Source organism: Sulfitobacter sediminilitoris (assembly GCF_010667575.1).
Lineage (GTDB): Bacteria > Pseudomonadota > Alphaproteobacteria > Rhodobacterales > Rhodobacteraceae > Sulfitobacter > Sulfitobacter sediminilitoris.
Window position 1 is genome coordinate 1 of sequence record NZ_JAABNT010000035.1, and the last position, 16,832, is coordinate 16,832.

A 16,832-nucleotide genomic window follows, 5' to 3' on the forward strand; every position below is an offset into this window, starting at 1 on the left:
ATACATCAACGGCTTCTACAATCCGCGACGGCGGCATTCAGCATTGGGCTGGAAAAGCCCGGTCGCCTTCGAAAGGAAAGTGGCTTAAACGAGCACTTGGAGCGGCACGAAAACGGGACAGGTCCAACTGCATGGAACAACAGACACAGCGTCGCCTGGCCGCGATCGTGATGGCAGATGTTGTTGGCTATACGGGCCATATTCAGCGCGACGAGGTTGGAACGCGTGCCTTGTTCAGAAATTTAGAGAAGAACTTCGTTCTACCGCTGTGTCGCTTGTACGGCGGTCGCATCATTAAGACGATGGGGGATGCTTTCATGATGGAGTTCTCTTCAGTCGTCAACGCAGCGACCTGTGCCGTGGAGCTGCAACAACAGATGCCATTGCACGTGAACGAGGCCGAAAGTCTCGATCTACGAGGTATGCAGTTCCGCATCGCCGTCAATCTTGGCGATATAATTGTAGAAGACGAGGACATTCACGGCGATGGCGTTAACGTGGTTGCGCGGCTACAGGCGCTCGCCGACCCAGGCGGTGTCTGCATTTCGGATGCGGTCTATGCGCAAATCCGCGGGAAGTCCGATATTCCTTTCGCAAATGGCGGTCTGGTGAAATTGAGAGGCATCGACGGCGAGCATCAGATTTACCAATGGTCACCGGACCGAGCTGCCGAGCAGTCGACTGCCCTGACAATAAGAGAACCTATTGCACTTGAGGCGGCTCGCCAGGCGTCTATTGCCGTTCTACCATTTGAGAATCTGAGCGCTGATCCCGAGCAGGAGTTTTTTTCGGATGGCATTACAGAAGATATCATCACGGAACTGAGTCGATTTCGTGATCTGCATGTGAAATCCCGGAACTCTTCCTTTGCCTTCAAGGGCAAGCATACGGATGTGACCGAAATTGGCGCAGCCCTCGGGGTCAAATTCATTGTCGAAGGCAGCATCAGGAAAGCAGATCAAAGAGTACGTATTACGGTGCAATTGGTTGATGCGCTAGACGGCGGACAGATTTGGGCTGAGCGCTACGATCGCCAACTCGAGGATGTATTTGCGGTGCAGGATGAGGTCACCCAAACCATCGCCACTGTACTTCCCAGCAGACTGCGCAGCACGCTTTCAGAACGGACGCAACGAAAATCAACCACAAACTTCTCGGCTTACGAGCTCTACCTCCAGGGAAGATGGATATTTCTGACATCGGCGGGTACAGACCCCAGGGCCATCAGCTACCTTGAAAAAGCGCTCGCGATCGACCCAAACTACGCACACGCTCAGGCGGTCCTGGCCAATCTTTATGCCTACTCGCTCTTCAGTCTTGGTGTCTGGTACGGCGATCCGGAGAAGCGCGCCCGCAGCTATCTCAATGATGCCCTCAAGAACGGTAAGCAGGACCCGATCATTCTGACCTTGGTTGCAGAGACATACTATTGGCTCGGTGAAAGCGATCGCGCGCGACATCATATTGAAGCGGCTTTGAGGATCAATCCGCATGATATCCAGTCGCGCATTGTCTACGGCTCCGTCCTAAACGGCGCCGGGCAACATGAAGACGGCTTGCAGATTATGAATGAGGCTTTGGTCGCTGATCCGCAGATGTTGGATTTCACGCTCGAACCCAAGGCGGAATGCCTTTTCATGCTCAGGGGTTATGAAGACTGCTTGGCCATACTCCTATCATGGGAGGATCCGCCGCCTCATACTTATGGACAAATTGCGGCTTGCTACGCGCATTTGGGCAAGATGGACAAAGCAAATGAGGCCGCGGATTCTTTCCGTAAAGCCTGCGCGACCAGTTCCGACTTCGCCCGGTATGCCCGAAATCATGCGAGGATTTGCCAGCTCCCCGAAGATAAGGAGAATTGGCTGAGCGGATACCGAATGGCCGGCTTGTTGAATGAACCATGATCACATCGCGGGCAATATCCAAGAATGGTAAGAGTTACTCGTCAACTTGCGGAACCGAACGACCTAATTGGGCTCCTTCCAGACCTCGGATGCAGTGCAGTATCTGCTCATACGATGCCTCAACTCTCGTTGTGGAAGGCCCAAACCGGACACTCAGCGCAGTGTCGCTAATCTGCGACCGCAGCCCAAAAAGCCGCCGTTCGCTACGCGAGCAAGATACAAGGTTGGACGAACTCACAGTGTGCGAAACTGATCGGCCTTTGCTGCTTCCGATTTGAACGGGTACACTTTGCGACAGCAGCGAAAAGCAGCTTGGGCGGAAAGGGTCGCGCGAGAATGACATCGATCAATCCCTTACAAGCCCGACGGCTTACGCTCTTTATATGGGCGATGAACCTAGCATAATCAACGCAGGACCTGCCATTCCTCGCGCGTGGGCGCTGGTACTCGGCACATTCCTGGCTTTGGCAAGTCTCGCTTGGCTGGCAGTTATCCTTTTGCCCACTCTTCGGCTGCAACCTGGTCTTGGAACGGTGCTCGCGGTTTTGGGCACCGCGCTTTTCTTCGCCGGTCTGTCCCAGGTTCTGCTTGGACTGAGGAGCGGCGCCGGAAGGAATCGAAGTCTGATCCTGTTAAATGGAGGTTTCGCGCTGGCAGTCCCGCTGTCGGCGCTCGCTCACAATGCGCTCGCCGCCGTGTCTGGCGGTGCCATCGAGGAACCGATCTTCCTGCTTGCCACCGTGTTTCTGCCGACAGCAGTCATCGTGACTTCATTCCTACTGTGTCTCCGCGCCCTTCTGAACTCGACCGCGGAGGCGGGTCGTGTGTTCGACTTGATGCTCCACAAATTCCCCCAGATTCCAGACTTCTTTCCAACCGAACTGACCGACCTGGCACTGTTTCGGATCGAGCCAATCGTGATTTCACTCATCGACTACAAAAAGGGCTTCGCGCATGCCGACCTTGTTCAGGTATGACTCGGCACGGCATGCTGACGCTCTGGCGGTCGATCCTCGTCATAACGCTCGGCTTCAACTTCGCCCTCTGAGAAGGCGTGTTCGATATGGGTGATCCGATCCTGAGCTTTGCCTTTAATTTCGGGCGCTCAACGATCATCGCGCTTTGGTACACCCTCCCTTACTGGATCGACCGCTTGGTGACGGCGCGTCTAGCCCCTATTCGTGCAGGGTGCAGCATCAGTCACTTTGGGCTCGAAGCTGACGATGTCCGTATCGCGGAACTTCAAGACCAGCCCACTCGTTAGTGCGATCCGCACCGCATCTTTGCGGAATTCGTCCGTTCGTTTCAGTCCCATAATCAGTCTCCTTTGTTGCAGTAAATGCTATCAAAGGAGCGGCATCAAACCGCGACAGGTCCATTCTGAAGCAGAACGATCCACTCGCAATTATGAGGATCGGAAGTCCAACCACGCAAAAGCCATCGAAAATCTGGAAACCCGCTTTCTTGCTCTGCTAGGGTTTCAATCTCCCTATCTGTGACGCTCAACGCTTGGACAGTTATGCCAGACAGCGCGCACGCCATAGCCAGCCAGGCGCCTTTATCGCAGAGCGTAAAGCCGGACCTTCACAGCTTGTTTCTGACGCGCACCTACGCCCACAAACAGGGTTCTATTGACCCAATCATATCTTGGATCGCCGGTTTCTAGCCTTGCGTGAGTGCGCATGTAGTAGGACGAGGGATCAACATCCTCGCCCCGCGCGACCGCGTCCAGCACCTCTTGCGGGCCGTGACGGAAACCATAGTTGATGATCTCAATCACCGCACCGTCGTCTGTTTCCATGGCATACCGCGTGTCCAGTTCAGCCAGACCATCCGCAAAGATCGTCTGCCAGTCCGCACCCAAATTCAGAATCCGCCCGCTTAGCTGCGGACCGGAGACCTCTCCGCCAATGATGGGAATAATCCTTCTGTGCCCGCCACGGCCAGCGCCCATTTCTCGAATTGGATCAAGAGACACCAACAGGTCACAGACGTGTTCCAATGAAGGAGCAGGGAGGTCCATTATCAAAGCCTTTCGGGGATTAAACTGTTTACCAACATAACGACTTTGCCGTAGGGTGGCCATGCTTTCCTAAGGAACAGGGTCCATGGTTGCCAAACAAGCGAATTCGCCCGCACGAACCGACTATGCGCACGATATGTCTGATCTGGACGACTTGATCGGGTACAATCTGAAACGCGCTTACATGGTTGTGCAGGCAGATTTTCGCGAGGCTCTGGGTCAGGACGGGCTTTCGCCGCGCGTGTTCTCGGCTTTGTCTCTGACAATCCAGATGCCCAACATCACGCAAAGCAGTCTTGCCCGCGAACTGGGTATCGAACGCTCTGGTCTTGTTGCGATTGTGGACGAGTTGGAAAGCCGGCAGTATCTCGTGCGCACTGCGGTCCCGGGTGACCGTAGGGTTCAGGCGCTGGTGCCCACGGATGCGGGGCGTAAAGCCTACGCTGACGCCGTAGCCACCGTAAGGGCGCATGAAACGCGCCTGCTGTCATCGCTGACGCGGGGTGAACGCGATAGCCTTTTGCGCATGCTCCAGAAAATCAGGCGGATCGAAGCGGAATGATAACTTCGTGGTCACGCGCAAGGTGGGTCGCATTTGTCGGCACCCATTTCGTGCCTTTGACCTTGGTAGAACCGTTCTTGGTGAAAGCAGCACAATGACACTCAGCACCAACGACTTCTGGTCCCCGAGTTTCGACATCGAAACCCAAGCAGACGGCACCATCCTGATGGCCCAAAAAGCAGGTCTGCCGGATCATATGCCCACCCTTGCCGATTATCTGGACCATTGGGCAGACGCGACGCCGGAACAGCCATGGCTTGCCCAGCGAGGGACCGATGGGGAGTGGGACAGGATCACCTATGGGCAAGCGAGAGATCAAGCCCGCGCAATTGGCAGCGCTCTTTTGGATATGGGGTTGGGACCGGACAAGCCATTGCTGATCCTGTCAGAGAATAGCCTTGAACATGGATTGTTGGGGCTGGCCTGTCTTTATGTCGGCATCCCCTATGCACCGGTCTCGCCAGCGTATTCTCTGGTCTCCAAGGATCATGCGAAATTGAAAGGGATCGCCGCCCTGTTACGCCCTGGCGCAGTTTTTGCTGACGATGGGGCCGCCTTTGCGCCTGCGTGCAAAGCGATCAGACATGAGGGGTTGCAGGTGATCAACCAGCGCAACCTTATCGATGGTGCCGTTTCTTTTGATGATCTTCTTCAAGGCGACCCCGCAGCGGCCCAAGCCGCGCGCGCCGGTATCACCGGTGACACCTTGGTCAAATACCTTTTCACGTCAGGTTCGACCGGCTCGCCCAAGGCGGTGATCAACACAAATGCCATGATCTGTGCCATGCAGGCGATGGTTCGCGACTGCTACCGCTTTCTGACCAAAGAGCCACCGGTTGTTCTGGATTGGGCACCCTGGAACCATACCGCCGCTGGGAACAAGGTATCGTACCTCGTTCTGACCAACGGCGGCACCTATTACATCGATGGTGGGCGCCCGGTGCCGGGCAAGTTTGAAGAGACACTTCGCAACCTGCGCGACGTTGCCTGTACGTGGTACTTCAACGTGCCTGTCGGGTGGGACATGCTGGTGGACGAACTTGAGGCCGATCCGGCCCTGGCCAAGACCTTCTTTAGCCGTCTTGGTATGATGTTCTATGCAGGCGCAGGAATGGCCCAGCATACTTGGGACCGCCTGCGTGCCATTGGTCGAAAGACCACCGGGCATGAGGTCTTGCTGGCCACCAGCCTGGGCGCTACGGAAACAGCACCCTTCGCGCTTGCCTGTACAGAGGTGCAGGACAAATCCGGCAACGTTGGCGTGCCCGCTGCTGGCCTGACCCTGAAACTGGTGCCAAACGGCGGCAAGCTGGAACTGCGATTGAAGGGACCAAGCATCACGCCGGGGTACTTTGGTGACCCGGTCAAGACTGCAGATGCATTTGACGAAGACGGGTTTTACAAGATGGGCGATGCCCTGCGCCCAGCAGACCCGGATGACCTGACCAAGGGCTTCTTTTTTGACGGGCGCATTGCGGAGAATTTCAAACTCAACACCGGGACATGGGTTGCGGTAGGGGCGGTGCGATCCGCATTGGTGGATGCGATGGACGGGTTGATCCGTGATGCAGTGATCACCGGAGAGGACGAGGCCGAGCTGGGCGCGCTGTTGTTGTTGTCCGACAAGGCGCAGGCAATGGCCCCTGAGGTGCGCAGGCAGGCCATCGAAGAGGCGTTCAAGGCGGCGGCGGGCCGTGCAACAGGCTCATCCAGCCGTGTCAGGCGGGCGTTGGTGCTGGATGCCGCGCCAAGTTTTGACCGCGGCGAGATCACCGAGAAGGGGTCTTTGAACCAGCGGGCAATGCGCGCGAACAACGCAGACGTGATCTCGGCGCTTTATGCCGGAGAGGCTGAGATTTTTTCGGTCTGATCGAAAGCCTTGGGGCTGCGTGGTCGGCCCTCAGGCGCAGGGCAGAAAGAGGCCGTTGCAGAAACTTTCGAGGGCGTCCAAGGCATCCAGCGGCAGTATCTGCGCCACATACTGATCTGGCCGCACGACCACGACGCACCCTGTCTCACGATCAATGCCGCGCAAATCATAGATATTCTGGGCGGGACGTTGGTCTGCACAAAAGACTTTCTCATAGTCTTGCAGGCCAAGTTCGCCCTTCACAGGGCGCAAGGCCGCTGGCATGTCAGATATTTGCGCATCATGGTGATGTGCCTGAAGGATGGCGCGCAGATCAATAATCTGATCCGGGTCGGCCCCCGTGGGAGTAAAGCGATCCACTATCTGTGCTGCCTGGCCACTGAAGGTGTCCAGCTGCGCAATCTGTTCCGCAACCGAACCCTCGCCAGCGAAGGCGCAGATCAGCCAACGTGCATCTGCCTTTTGAACATGTCCCAAATGCATTTGTTTCGCGTCCGCCAACCGCACGACATGGGCAGAATGAAAGCGCATCCCGATCTCGAACCCTTGCGCAAGGTCCTGATAGGTGGTGTCCCCGGTCAGGCGTGAAGCCCCGTAGCGAACCGAAACGCCTGCCGTGTAGCGGCCATGTTCGATAAAGTACTGTTGGAATTTGGGCAGCGTTTGCCCGTCATGCTCGCGCTCTTGGGGGGGCGCGCTCATGATCCGGGCCCATTCGTGATCAAAGTCGATCAGGGCTTGCGCCACTGCCTGACGTTCACCCGAATAGCTGTGCAAAAGATCGTCCGGCATACGCCCCAGCAGGACTGTGACCAGTTTCCAGCCAAGGTTGAATGCGTCCCCCATGGACACGTTCATGCCCTGACCTGCCTTCGGACTGTGGGTGTGGCAGGCGTCGCCCGCGATAAAGACACGCGGTTTTTGAGCTGTTTCCGCCGTGACGTCATCAAACTTGTCCGTCAAGCGGTGCCCGATCTCATAAATCGACCACCATGCAACTTCTTTCACGTCCAGACTGTAGGGCGCCATGATGCGGCCTGCCGCAGCGATCAGATCATCCAAGGACAGGTCGCGATTTGCCACGCGTTCATCTTCGTTCAGCTTATCAAGTTCCACGTAGAGACGGGCCAGATAGCCACCCTCGCGCGGGATAATCAGCACGGTGCCTTCGGTGTCGGACTGGATCAGGCTCTTGAACCGGATGTCAGGAAAATCAGTGTTCAGCAGAACATCCATGACGCCCCATGCCTGATGCGCGGAATCGCCGTCAAGGCTCCGTCCGATGGCTTTGCGCACACCACTGCGGGCACCGTCACATCCCACCACATAGCGGGCGCGCAGCGTTTCTTTTGCCCCGGTGTCAGTGCGCTCCAGCGTGACCGAAACCGGGGCGTCTGGATCGTCTTCTTCAACGCTGAGATCAACAAATTGCCGGGAATAGAGCGGTTCCAGCCGGGTCGGCGATTTGCGCATGACATCAAGGTACATGTCGTGCACGCGGGCCTGATTGAGGATCACATGCGGCATTTCTGACAAACCATCTTCAACGTCCTGCACCCGTCCGTTGCGGATAATGCGGGATGGCTCCGCCGGGTCTGGCTTCCAGAAGGTAGCCTCGTTCACCCAGTACGCTTCGCGCATAACCTTTTCGGCGAACCCAAAGCAGTTGAACATCTCCATGGACCGGCAAGACACACCATCGGCCTGACCTTTTTCCATCGGTCCGTCTTTGCGTTCAACGATGACCGTTTTGATGTCCGGGAAATTCGACAGATAGGCCGCAAGGGTCAGACCGGCAGGGCCGCATCCGACGATGAGAACGTCGATGTCGGTGTCGGCACGGGCGGGAGCGGCTGGCTTGAGATTGGGGTCGCCCGGGCGAAAACCGTTAAGATGATACTGCATGCGAATTCCCTACTTCAGCGCATCCACAACCCAGACCAGCCAGAGTGTGATCGCCGGGAAACAGGCCAAGATGACGACGCGTATGATGTCAGTAATGACGAATGGTAGCACACCGCGGTACGTTGCGGAGATCGGTGTGTCCTTGGCCATCGAATTGATGATGAACAAATTGAGGCCCACTGGCGGCGTAATCAGTCCCACCTCGACCACGATCAGGACCAGGATACCGAACCACAGCCCGAAATCGTTGTAGGACATGCCAAAATCCAGCACCGACATGATTGGAAAGATGATCGGTACTGTCAGCAGCACCATGGAAAGGCTGTCCATGACGCAGCCGAACAGCAGGTACATCAACAACACGATGGTCAGAATGAACCATGGCGAATAGCCCTGATCCCCAACCCATGCGGATGTAATCTGTGGAATTTGGGTCAATGACAGGAAATTGTTGTAAATGCCCGCACCAAGGATGATGAGAAAGATCATTGCAGTCGAGGCGGCGGTCGACAGAACTGCCTCGCTCAGCCGGGGCATGTTCATCTCGCCACTCAGCAATGCGACCAGAAACGTGCCTGCGGCACCAACAGCCGCAGCTTCGGTCGGTGTAAAGATGCCGCCGTAGATGCCGCCAACGACAGCGACAAAGATCGCGATGACGGGCCATATTTTGCCCAGCGTGACCAGCCGTTCCGGCCAAGGTACCCGGGGGCTGACGGCCGCAGCATTGGGACGGACGCGCATCCAGATCGAAATGGCAAGCATATAGCCGAGGGCGGCCAGAATGCCGGGGATCAGGGCGGCGACGAACAGCTTGGCGATGTTCTGTTCAGCAAGGATGGCGTAGATCACCAGAATGACGGAAGGCGGGATCAGGATGCCCAGCGTACCGCCGGCCGCCAATGCGCCCGTGGAAAGGGAGTCCGGATACCCGTATCGCTTCAATTCTGGCAGGGCGACTTGACCCATCGTCGCCGCCGTTGCCAGCGACGATCCGCAGATCGCGCCGAACCCCGCACAAGCGCCTACCGCAGACATCGCAACGCCACCTTTCCGGTGGCCGAGGAAGCTTTCTGCAGCTTTGAACAGCGCAGCGGACATGCCCGACAGCGTTGCAAATTGTCCCATCAGCAGGAACAGCGGAATGATCGAAAAGGAGTAGTTGGAGAACGTCCCGTAGGTCAGTGTCTTGAGCTGGTTCAGCGTCATCATGGAATTGCCGATAACCAGATAAGTGCCGGTCACGCCTACGCCGATCATGGCAAGCGCGATTGGCATCCTAAGGAACACCAGCACCAGCAGAACGGGAAAGGACCAGATGGCAAGTTCGATGTTGCTCATGCGGGATACCCCATCAAGCGACGACCGGAGCGGAGCACACAGAAAGCCGCGACAATGACGAAACCCACCGCGCCGATCAGTCCCCCTGCATATCCGATCCAGACCGGGATTTGCGCGATCAGCGTTGTCTCACCATAAGACTGCTTGTCAAGCATCCCAAGGTACAGGCGCCATGTGCCGATGGCGGCAACAAGCGTCATGGCGAGGTTAAAGAGAAGATCAAGCGCGCCATTCATCCCGTTTGGGATGGCCCATTGAAACAGATCAACCCGCGCATGCGCTTCTTTCAACTGCGCCCATGGCAGGAAAGCAAAGATGGCAGCGGCCATGCCGATCTCTGTTATGTCGTAAATGCCGCGAATGGGACCAAGCCCGATGTTCAGGGACACGAATGCCCGACCCGCGATAGAAATGCAGGTCAGCAAGGTCAGAAACAGCAAGACCGCGCCGCCAGCCCAGGCAAGCCATCGGGCGAGTTTTTCGACCGCCGATTGAAGAGATTGGTACATCGCAGACCCCGAAAGACGAGAGAGGGCCGACAAGCCCTCCCTGCTTTTTGATTGCTGAAATCAGCCGCCGTGCTTGGTGATCAGGGATTTCGCCTTTTCGATCAGCGCGGCACCGTCGATGCCTTTGCCTTCCATGTCGGCAATCCACTGCGCCACAACCGGCTCGGCGGCAGCTTTCCAGCGGGCCACTTCAGCTTCATCCAGCACGGTGATCGTGTTGCCTGCGTCTTGCGCAATCTTGCGCGCGCCGGGGTCCATGTCCCACATCACCTGAGCGGCGAAGGTCGACAGTTTCGCACCGGATTCAGCGTCAAGGATCGCTTTGAGGTCATCGGGCAGGGCGTCATACTTCGCCTTGTTCATGACCAGAACGATCGCCGCCGTATAAAGCGCCTGATCGCCTGAGAATTCGGTGTGGTTCTCAACCAGCTCTGACAGGCGGATCGCGGTCGTGACTTCCCACGGGATCACGGTGCCTTTGACAACGCCCTTGGACAGCGCTTCGGGAATGGCGGGCAGTGGCATGCCTACAGGTTCCGCACCCAATTCGGACAGCAGGTTGTTGATGATCCGGGTTGGCCCGCGCATCGTCACGCCCTGCATGTCTTCCAGCTTGGTGATCCCGTCCTTGCTGTGCAGCACGCCGGGGCCGTGAACCCAAGCTCCCAGAACTTTTACGTCCTTGTATTCGGTCGCCTGCCAGTCTGTTTCGACCATTTCCCAATACGCGGCAGCTGTCGATACGGGGTTGGTCATCATGAAGGGCAGTTCGAACACTTCGGTGCTGGGGAAGCGACCGGGCGTGTAACCCACGACCGTCATGGACAGATCAACGACGCCATCGCGAGCCTGGTCCATGAGTTCAGGCGGACGACCGCCCAGAGACATGGCATCAAAATGTTCAATCTTGATACGTCCGTCAGAGGCTTTCTCGACCTGCTCGGCCCATGGCTTGAGGATCAGTTTTGGTACCGGGGCAGGGGGCGGCAGGAACTGATGCAGGCGCAAGGTGACTTCCTGCGCATAGGCATTGCCCGCAAGAGCGATTGTGGTAACCGCGCTCAAAAGCGCGCCTTTGAGAAGTGATTTGCGTTTCATATATTCCTCCCAGATTGAAACGAGCGGCGTCAGCGCGCCTGAAATTGGGCATTCTACCCTATCGGAACTTCGGTGGCCGCTTTTCGAGGAACGCCCGCAGGCCTTCCTTGGCACCATCAGATGTCTGCGACATCGCGGCGGCCATGCTTTCGGTAAACAGCCCATCCGCCTGGCTCATGTTGCTGATGCGCGGCAGGGCCTGGATCATCAGGTAGTTCGAGAACGGAGCGTTATCGGCGACTTTGCGGGCAAGTTTGCGGGCCAGCGGCAGCGCGTCGCCCTCTCCGACGGAGTAATGGGCAAGGCCAAGGGCAACCCCTTCATCGGCCCCGTACTTCCGCCCGGTCAGCATCATTTCGCGCATGCGGTCGGCGCCCAGTATATTGCCGACCCGCACTGTGGCTCCCCCGCCGACAAAAATCCCACGGCGGCCCTCCGGCAACTGGAACTGCACCGATGGCTCAGCGATCCGTACGTGGGTCGCGGTCGCGATCTCAAGCCCACCGCCGATCACCGCGCCGAACATGGCCGAAATCACCGGCAGACCGCCAAATTCGATCTGGTCCATCACCCGGTGCCAGTTGCGCGAATGATAAACCCCGGCAATCGGCGCGCGTTCTTCATGCTCTGCCAGATCAAGCCCGGCGCAATAATGGCCGCCACTGCCTGTCAGTATGACCGCGTTGATCCCTTCCGGCGGTGCCGAGAAAAATCCGTCCAGCGCATCGACAAAGGCCTCGTTGATCGCGTTCCTCTTGTCAGGCCGATTCAAGGTGACGATGGCGATATCGTCCTCGATATCTACTGTTATGACCTCGGATTTTTGGCTGGCGTCGGCCATGGTTTCGATCCCAAAACGCAAATTCAAAGATTGTTGTAGTGATTAACGGTTCTGTTGTATAGCAATTTATGTCAGCGCCATCCTGGGGGGAGCCATGGTCGATTTCAATAAAGTCACCGCGATTGATTTTCACACGCACGCGGAAGAACCGTGCAACACTTGCCGTGATGATGGCTACAACGAATTTCAGGCAGGCATGGCAAAGTACTTTCGCAACCCTGCTGGCGCCAAAGGCATGTTGCCGACGGTTCAGGATACCGCCGCCTACTACCGTGAGCGCAACATTGCCGCCGTGATCTTTCCTGTCGATGCAGAGCGCGAGACAGGTTTCCGCCGCTATTCCAACGAGGAAGTGGCGGGCCTTTGCGCTGAAAATGATGATATTCTGATCCCCTTCGCCAGTGTCGATCCGCACAAGGGCAAGGCAGGTGCGCGTGAAGTGAAACGTCTTGTGCGCGAATTCGGTGTGCGGGGATTCAAGTTTCACCCCACGATGCAGGGCTTTTACCCGAATGACCGCGAGGCCTGTTACACGGTGCTGGAAGCCTGTGCCGAAGAGGGCGTGATCACGCTTTTCCACACGGGCCAGACCGGTGTCGGATCTGGAATGAAGGGCGGCATGGGGATGCGGCTGAAATACTCCAACCCTATGTATTTGGACGATGTGGCAGTCGATTTTCCCGATATGCCTATCGTGTTGGCACACCCGTCGTTCCCGTGGACCGAAGAAGGGCTGGCCGTCTGCCAACACAAGCCAAATGTTTACTACGACATGTCCGGCTGGTCGCCAAAGTACTTCCCCGAAATTTTCGTGAAGTACGCGAATTCTATTCTGAAAAAGAAGATGCTGTTTGGCTCTGATTGGCCCGCGATCACGCCGGACCGCTGGCTTGCCGATTTTGAGGCGGCGCCGTTCAAGGACGAGGTCCGGCCACTTATCCTCAAGGAAAACGCGCTACGGATATTGGGAGAGGCTGCTGATGGTTGATCTCGCCCCTCAGGATGAGACGATCACGCTGGAACAGCTCGACCGTGACCCGTTTCCAATTTACCGCCGCCTTCGCGCCGAGACACCGGTGCTGCGGGTCAAGGCGGCAGGGCGGACATTCCTGACCAAAGCGGCGGATACGAAATACGTAAAGGACAATCCCGAACTCTTTAGTTCAGATGATCCCAACACGCCCATGAAACGTGCGTTCCGCGCCCATACACTGATGCGCAAGGACGGTGAGGCACATAAGCGCGAGCGCATGGCAATGGCACCTGCCTTTTCTCCTCGTGTGATTCAGGGTGAATGGGTGCCAGCCTACCAGCGCGTCGCAGAGGAATACGTTGCCCGCTTGCCAAGGGGAGAAGTTGTGGATTTGTTTCCGGCCCTGTCCGGTCCTTACGCGGCACGCGGGCTCGCGATCCTCTTGGGTATCCAAGAGGCCACGGATGCACAGATGCAGCGATGGAGCCAGATCCTGATCGAAGGGGCGGGCAATTTCGGCTGGCGTGACGATCTTTTCGCGCAATCCGATGCGGCCAATGATGAGATGGACGCGCTCTTTGACTCTCTTCAGGACCGTCATCGAGCCGACCCCAATAACTCTGCCTTGTCGGTGATGCTGAATGCGGATGACCCAATTGAGCAATCCCAGATTTACAGCAACATCAAGATCGCCATCGGCGGTGGCATAAATGAGCCACGCGATGCGTTGAACACCATCCTTTACGGTCTGCTGACAAACCGCGATCAGCTCGATGAGGTGAAGCGCAATGACGATTGGGACAAAGCCTTTGAGGAAGGAATACGTTGGGTCGCGCCTATTTCTGCTTCCTCGCGCCTGGTGATGGAAGATACCGAAATTCGGGGTCACGTGGTTCAGAAAGGTGAAACCGTCATGACCATTCAGGCCAGTGCCAATCGCGACGAGGAGCTGTTCGAGAATGGTGAGGATTTTATCGTCTACCGCGACAAGAACCCGCATCAGTCCTTCGGCAATGGTCCGCACTTCTGCCAAGGCACGCATGTGGCACGTCGTGCCATCGCGCATGTCATGCTGCCGCTCCTCTTTGACCGCTTCCCGAACATGTCGATACCGAACACAGATGACGTTATCTGGCGAGGTTTTGGGTTTCGTGGTCCGATCACCTTGCCTGTCCTGCTGAATTAACCAACCAGAACAAGTTACAACGGAGTTTTCATGACTGACCCAGTCATCATCGCCGGAGGCGGCATCGGTGGCCTCACGCTTGCCCTGACGCTGCACCAGATCGGTGTGCCCTGTCAGGTGATAGAAACCACGCCGCAGATGCGCCCCATGGGCGTGGGCATCAACCTTCAACCCAACGCGTTGCGCGAGCTTTTTGATCTTGGTATCACTGCCGAGCGGCTTGATGCCGTTGGATTGCCTGCCCGCGAATGGGCACTGGTTGGCCTGAACGGCAAGGAAATCTATGCTGAACCGCGCGGGAAGGACGCTGGGTACAATTGGCCGCAATACGCTGTGCATCGCGGCGCGCTCCACATGCTTTTGTTTGATCAGGTCGTCTCGCGGCTGGGGCCGGAAGCGGTGCGTTTGGGCACCAAGGTGACTGGCTACAAGGCGGTCGCCGGGGGCGTCGAAGTGACCTTGTCAGATGCTGCAGGCACAACGGAAATAACGAAGGGTGCGCTTCTAATCGGGGCTGATGGCATTCATTCCAGGGTGCGTGCACAGATGCATCCGGATCAACCGCCCATTCACTGGGGCGGGGCTGTAATGTGGCGCGGCACAGTCCGAGCGAAGCCGTTGCGGACAGGATCATCGTTTGTTGGCCTTGGTACGCATCGGCAGCGGATGGTGATCTATCCGATTTCCGCTCCGGATGAGGAGGGGCTGGCCCTCATCAACTGGATTGCCGAGGTGACTGTCGACCGTGATGGCGGGTGGCACCACGACGGCTGGTTCCGTCCCGTTGAGGTAAAGGATTTCATCCATCACTTTGATGATTTCAGATACGATTGGCTGGACGTACCAGCGATGCTCGCCCAGGCTGATTGCGCCTACGAAAACCCGATGATCGACCGTGATCCGATCCCGACATGGGTGGACGGCCCTGTTGCGCTGATGGGCGACGCGGCCCATGCGATGTATCCCACGGGGTCAAACGGGGCGAGTCAAGCTATTGTGGATGCCCGGGTGATCGGTGCGCAGATGGTCGCCCACGGAATGTCCGAGAAGGCGCTTGCCGCTTACGACGCGCAGCTTTGCAAACCGGTGTCTGAACTTGTGCTGCGCAACCGGGGCGCTGGGCCATTCGGATTGTTGAACCTGCTCGATGAACGGTGCGGCGGTCATTTTGAGAATATCGATGACATCATTCCGGCGGACGAACGGGCGCAGTTCATGTCCAAGTACAAGGCTGCCGCAGGGTTTGCGATTGAGAAACTTAATGCATCAGGCCCGACAATAGAGCCGGGGGCGAGGGTAAGCGCTTAGATCACTTTCTCGCGCGAGACAGCGTCTGGCCAGTGAACGCGCGCTTCGTGTCTTTGATCCACATTTCGGGGGTAGTCCCGACATCATCTCATTGAGTTCATGCGGACTTGGACGATACTTCAGACAGATCAAGAGGACGGTATCCTTGTAGAAAACCAGCAAGCTGGCTTTCCGGCATTGGGCGTGCCAGCGCATAACCCTGCAAGGTTTTGCAACCCATCGAACTGAGGACATGCGCATGTTCCAGTGTTTCAACGCCTTCTGCGGTCACGTCGATCTGGAGTGTCCGTCCGATGTCAACGATCGCCTGCACTAGACCGCAAACTGCGTCGTCTTCGACCATGGGTTGGATCAGTCGCCGGTCGATTTTGATCGTATTTGGGGCCACACGCATAACCCCGATGATAGATGCGCGACCAGAGCCAAAGTCATCAACTTCGATATCGACACCACATTCCTTGAGCAGGTCCAGATGGTGCTCGAACACTGCGCCTTCCTCCTCCAGCAGGATGGATTCGAGCAGTTCAAACGCGACCTGTGTTCCATTGATCTGCAATGAACGCACGGACCGAATGATATCAGGGTCAAGAATACGGCCCACGGATACGTTGAACGACATTTTGGGAAGCGTCAGGTCAACAGCTCGAAGTCGCTCCAGCGCATCCAACGCCTGAAGAAAAACCGTGCGATCAATATCCTGCACGACACGGATCTGCTCAGCAACAGGAATGAATTCGTCAGGTGGGATCAGACCCTCGTCCGGGTGGTTCCACCGTGCCAGAACTTCGCACCCGCTGATCATGCCTGTCCTTGCATCAACCTGCGGCTGAAAATACGGAATGAACTCACCCTTTTCCAAGCCATATTGAATCTGATCAGATCGCTTTCTGATGCGTTTTAGTTCAGCGTGAAGTGCCGGGGTGAAGGTCATGACACGCCCGCGGCCTGCCCGTTTTGCCTCATAAAGGGCAGCATCGGCAAAGCTGAGCAGTTCGCCCGGATCGTCTGGTAGCGGGGCGCTGGATGCCACACCAAAGCTGGAATCAAAACGGCAGTGACGACCCTGATACATGAAGGGTTCTTTCACGGCTTTGTGCACGCGCTTTATAACCTCCATCGCGTCATCGGTCGTTTGGTCCGGCGACATCAGAATAACAAATTCATCCCCTCCCACGCGGGCGGCTAGGGCCTGTGGACATTTAGGATTCCCATTTGGCCCGATTTCTGATTCAAGCTTCCAAAATGGAGGTTTGAATGAACGAGCAGCGATTTGTGGTGTCGGACGTCTTGTGGCAGCGGCTTGAGCCGC

The 16,832-nt window shown here is 56.9% G+C and carries 15 protein-coding genes; 8 read left to right on the top strand and 7 right to left on the bottom strand.

What is annotated here, in order from left to right; translation table 11 throughout:
• Positions 1–170: 170 nt before the first annotated feature.
• From GV827_RS22080 to GV827_RS22090, 3 genes are all read left to right on the top strand, one after another.
• The gene (locus tag GV827_RS22080) at positions 171–1,907 is read left to right on the top strand and encodes an adenylate/guanylate cyclase domain-containing protein (protein WP_235930667.1); all 1,737 of its coding nucleotides are present in this window, start codon (positions 171–173) and stop codon (positions 1,905–1,907) included.
• Positions 1,908–2,290: 383 nt separating this feature from the next.
• Complete coding sequence (locus GV827_RS22085; RefSeq protein ID WP_164356301.1) at positions 2,291–2,884, top strand: hypothetical protein; 594 nt, start codon at positions 2,291–2,293, stop codon at positions 2,882–2,884.
• A gap of 86 nt (positions 2,885–2,970) precedes the next feature.
• Positions 2,971–3,171 (top strand): hypothetical protein, encoded by a 201-nt coding sequence (locus GV827_RS22090; protein ID WP_164356297.1) that lies wholly within the window; start codon positions 2,971–2,973, stop codon positions 3,169–3,171.
• 294 nt (positions 3,172–3,465) lie between these two features.
• On the opposite strand, the gene GV827_RS22095 is transcribed toward GV827_RS22090, so the two are convergent.
• Complete coding sequence (locus GV827_RS22095; protein WP_164356303.1) at positions 3,466–3,930, bottom strand: DUF3237 domain-containing protein; 465 nt, start codon at positions 3,928–3,930, stop codon at positions 3,466–3,468.
• A gap of 85 nt (positions 3,931–4,015) precedes the next feature.
• Here GV827_RS22095 and GV827_RS22100 point away from each other — a divergent pair, with 85 nt between their 5' ends.
• Positions 4,016–4,492 (top strand): MarR family winged helix-turn-helix transcriptional regulator, encoded by a 477-nt coding sequence (locus tag GV827_RS22100; RefSeq protein ID WP_164356305.1) that lies wholly within the window; start codon positions 4,016–4,018, stop codon positions 4,490–4,492.
• Positions 4,493–4,586: 94 nt separating this feature from the next.
• On the top strand, positions 4,587–6,362 hold the full coding sequence (locus tag GV827_RS22105) for a feruloyl-CoA synthase (protein ID WP_164356307.1): 1,776 nt from the start codon (positions 4,587–4,589) through the stop codon (positions 6,360–6,362).
• A 30-nt stretch (positions 6,363–6,392) separates the two neighbouring features.
• Here GV827_RS22105 and GV827_RS22110 read toward each other — a convergent pair whose 3' ends face one another.
• From GV827_RS22110 to GV827_RS22130, 5 genes are read right to left on the bottom strand one after another with little or no spacing between them, the layout of a single operon-like run.
• Positions 6,393–8,267: an FAD-dependent monooxygenase gene (locus GV827_RS22110; RefSeq protein WP_164356309.1), complete on the bottom strand. Its 1,875-nt coding sequence runs from the start codon at positions 8,265–8,267 to the stop codon at positions 6,393–6,395.
• Between the two features lie 9 nt (positions 8,268–8,276).
• Positions 8,277–9,608: a TRAP transporter large permease gene (locus GV827_RS22115; RefSeq protein ID WP_164356311.1), complete on the bottom strand. Its 1,332-nt coding sequence runs from the start codon at positions 9,606–9,608 to the stop codon at positions 8,277–8,279.
• Positions 9,605–10,117, bottom strand: coding sequence for a TRAP transporter small permease (locus tag GV827_RS22120; RefSeq protein WP_164356313.1), 513 nt, complete (start codon positions 10,115–10,117; stop codon positions 9,605–9,607). Before GV827_RS22120 ends, GV827_RS22115 begins: the two co-directional genes overlap by 4 nt.
• 60 nt (positions 10,118–10,177) lie before the next feature.
• Positions 10,178–11,215: a TRAP transporter substrate-binding protein gene (locus tag GV827_RS22125; RefSeq protein ID WP_164356315.1), complete on the bottom strand. Its 1,038-nt coding sequence runs from the start codon at positions 11,213–11,215 to the stop codon at positions 10,178–10,180.
• A 58-nt stretch (positions 11,216–11,273) separates the two neighbouring features.
• Complete coding sequence (locus GV827_RS22130; RefSeq protein ID WP_164356317.1) at positions 11,274–12,056, bottom strand: crotonase/enoyl-CoA hydratase family protein; 783 nt, start codon at positions 12,054–12,056, stop codon at positions 11,274–11,276.
• A gap of 94 nt (positions 12,057–12,150) precedes the next feature.
• Between GV827_RS22130 and GV827_RS22135 the strand changes: the two genes are divergently transcribed.
• From GV827_RS22135 to GV827_RS22145, 3 genes are read left to right on the top strand one after another with little or no spacing between them, the layout of a single operon-like run.
• Entirely contained in the window at positions 12,151–13,044 is an 894-nt protein-coding gene (locus tag GV827_RS22135; protein ID WP_164356319.1) for an amidohydrolase family protein, read from the top strand.
• Positions 13,037–14,215, top strand: a complete 1,179-nt coding sequence (locus tag GV827_RS22140) for a cytochrome P450 (RefSeq protein WP_164356321.1) — start codon at positions 13,037–13,039, stop codon at positions 14,213–14,215. The genes GV827_RS22135 and GV827_RS22140 overlap by 8 nt, the downstream gene beginning before the upstream one ends.
• Before the next feature lie 30 nt (positions 14,216–14,245).
• Positions 14,246–15,523: a flavin-dependent oxidoreductase gene (locus tag GV827_RS22145; protein ID WP_164356323.1), complete on the top strand. Its 1,278-nt coding sequence runs from the start codon at positions 14,246–14,248 to the stop codon at positions 15,521–15,523.
• Positions 15,524–15,620: 97 nt separating this feature from the next.
• Here the strand turns inward: GV827_RS22145 and GV827_RS22150 are convergent, their stop codons facing one another.
• Positions 15,621–16,793 (bottom strand): putative bifunctional diguanylate cyclase/phosphodiesterase, encoded by a 1,173-nt coding sequence (locus tag GV827_RS22150; RefSeq protein ID WP_328823202.1) that lies wholly within the window; start codon positions 16,791–16,793, stop codon positions 15,621–15,623.
• Positions 16,794–16,832 lie beyond the last annotated feature (39 nt).

Bases quoted from the DNA above. Each gene is read 5' to 3' on its own strand.
- GV827_RS22140 (WP_164356321.1), top strand. From the start codon at position 13,037: ATGGTTGATCTCGCCCCTCAGGATGAGACGATCACGCTGGAACAGCTC.
- GV827_RS22080 (WP_235930667.1), top strand. From the start codon at position 171: ATGGCAGATGTTGTTGGCTATACGGGCCATATTCAGCGCGACGAGGTT.
- GV827_RS22100 (WP_164356305.1), top strand. From the start codon at position 4,016: ATGGTTGCCAAACAAGCGAATTCGCCCGCACGAACCGACTATGCGCAC.
- GV827_RS22115 (WP_164356311.1), bottom strand. From the start codon at position 9,608: ATGAGCAACATCGAACTTGCCATCTGGTCCTTTCCCGTTCTGCTGGTG.
- GV827_RS22090 (WP_164356297.1), top strand. From the start codon at position 2,971: ATGGGTGATCCGATCCTGAGCTTTGCCTTTAATTTCGGGCGCTCAACG.
- GV827_RS22105 (WP_164356307.1), top strand. From the start codon at position 4,587: ATGACACTCAGCACCAACGACTTCTGGTCCCCGAGTTTCGACATCGAA.
- GV827_RS22130 (WP_164356317.1), bottom strand. From the start codon at position 12,056: ATGGCCGACGCCAGCCAAAAATCCGAGGTCATAACAGTAGATATCGAG.
- GV827_RS22095 (WP_164356303.1), bottom strand. From the start codon at position 3,930: ATGGACCTCCCTGCTCCTTCATTGGAACACGTCTGTGACCTGTTGGTG.
- GV827_RS22110 (WP_164356309.1), bottom strand. From the start codon at position 8,267: ATGCAGTATCATCTTAACGGTTTTCGCCCGGGCGACCCCAATCTCAAG.
- GV827_RS22120 (WP_164356313.1), bottom strand. From the start codon at position 10,117: ATGTACCAATCTCTTCAATCGGCGGTCGAAAAACTCGCCCGATGGCTT.
- GV827_RS22135 (WP_164356319.1), top strand. From the start codon at position 12,151: ATGGTCGATTTCAATAAAGTCACCGCGATTGATTTTCACACGCACGCG.
- GV827_RS22145 (WP_164356323.1), top strand. From the start codon at position 14,246: ATGACTGACCCAGTCATCATCGCCGGAGGCGGCATCGGTGGCCTCACG.
- GV827_RS22085 (WP_164356301.1), top strand. From the start codon at position 2,291: ATGGGCGATGAACCTAGCATAATCAACGCAGGACCTGCCATTCCTCGC.
- GV827_RS22125 (WP_164356315.1), bottom strand. From the start codon at position 11,215: ATGAAACGCAAATCACTTCTCAAAGGCGCGCTTTTGAGCGCGGTTACC.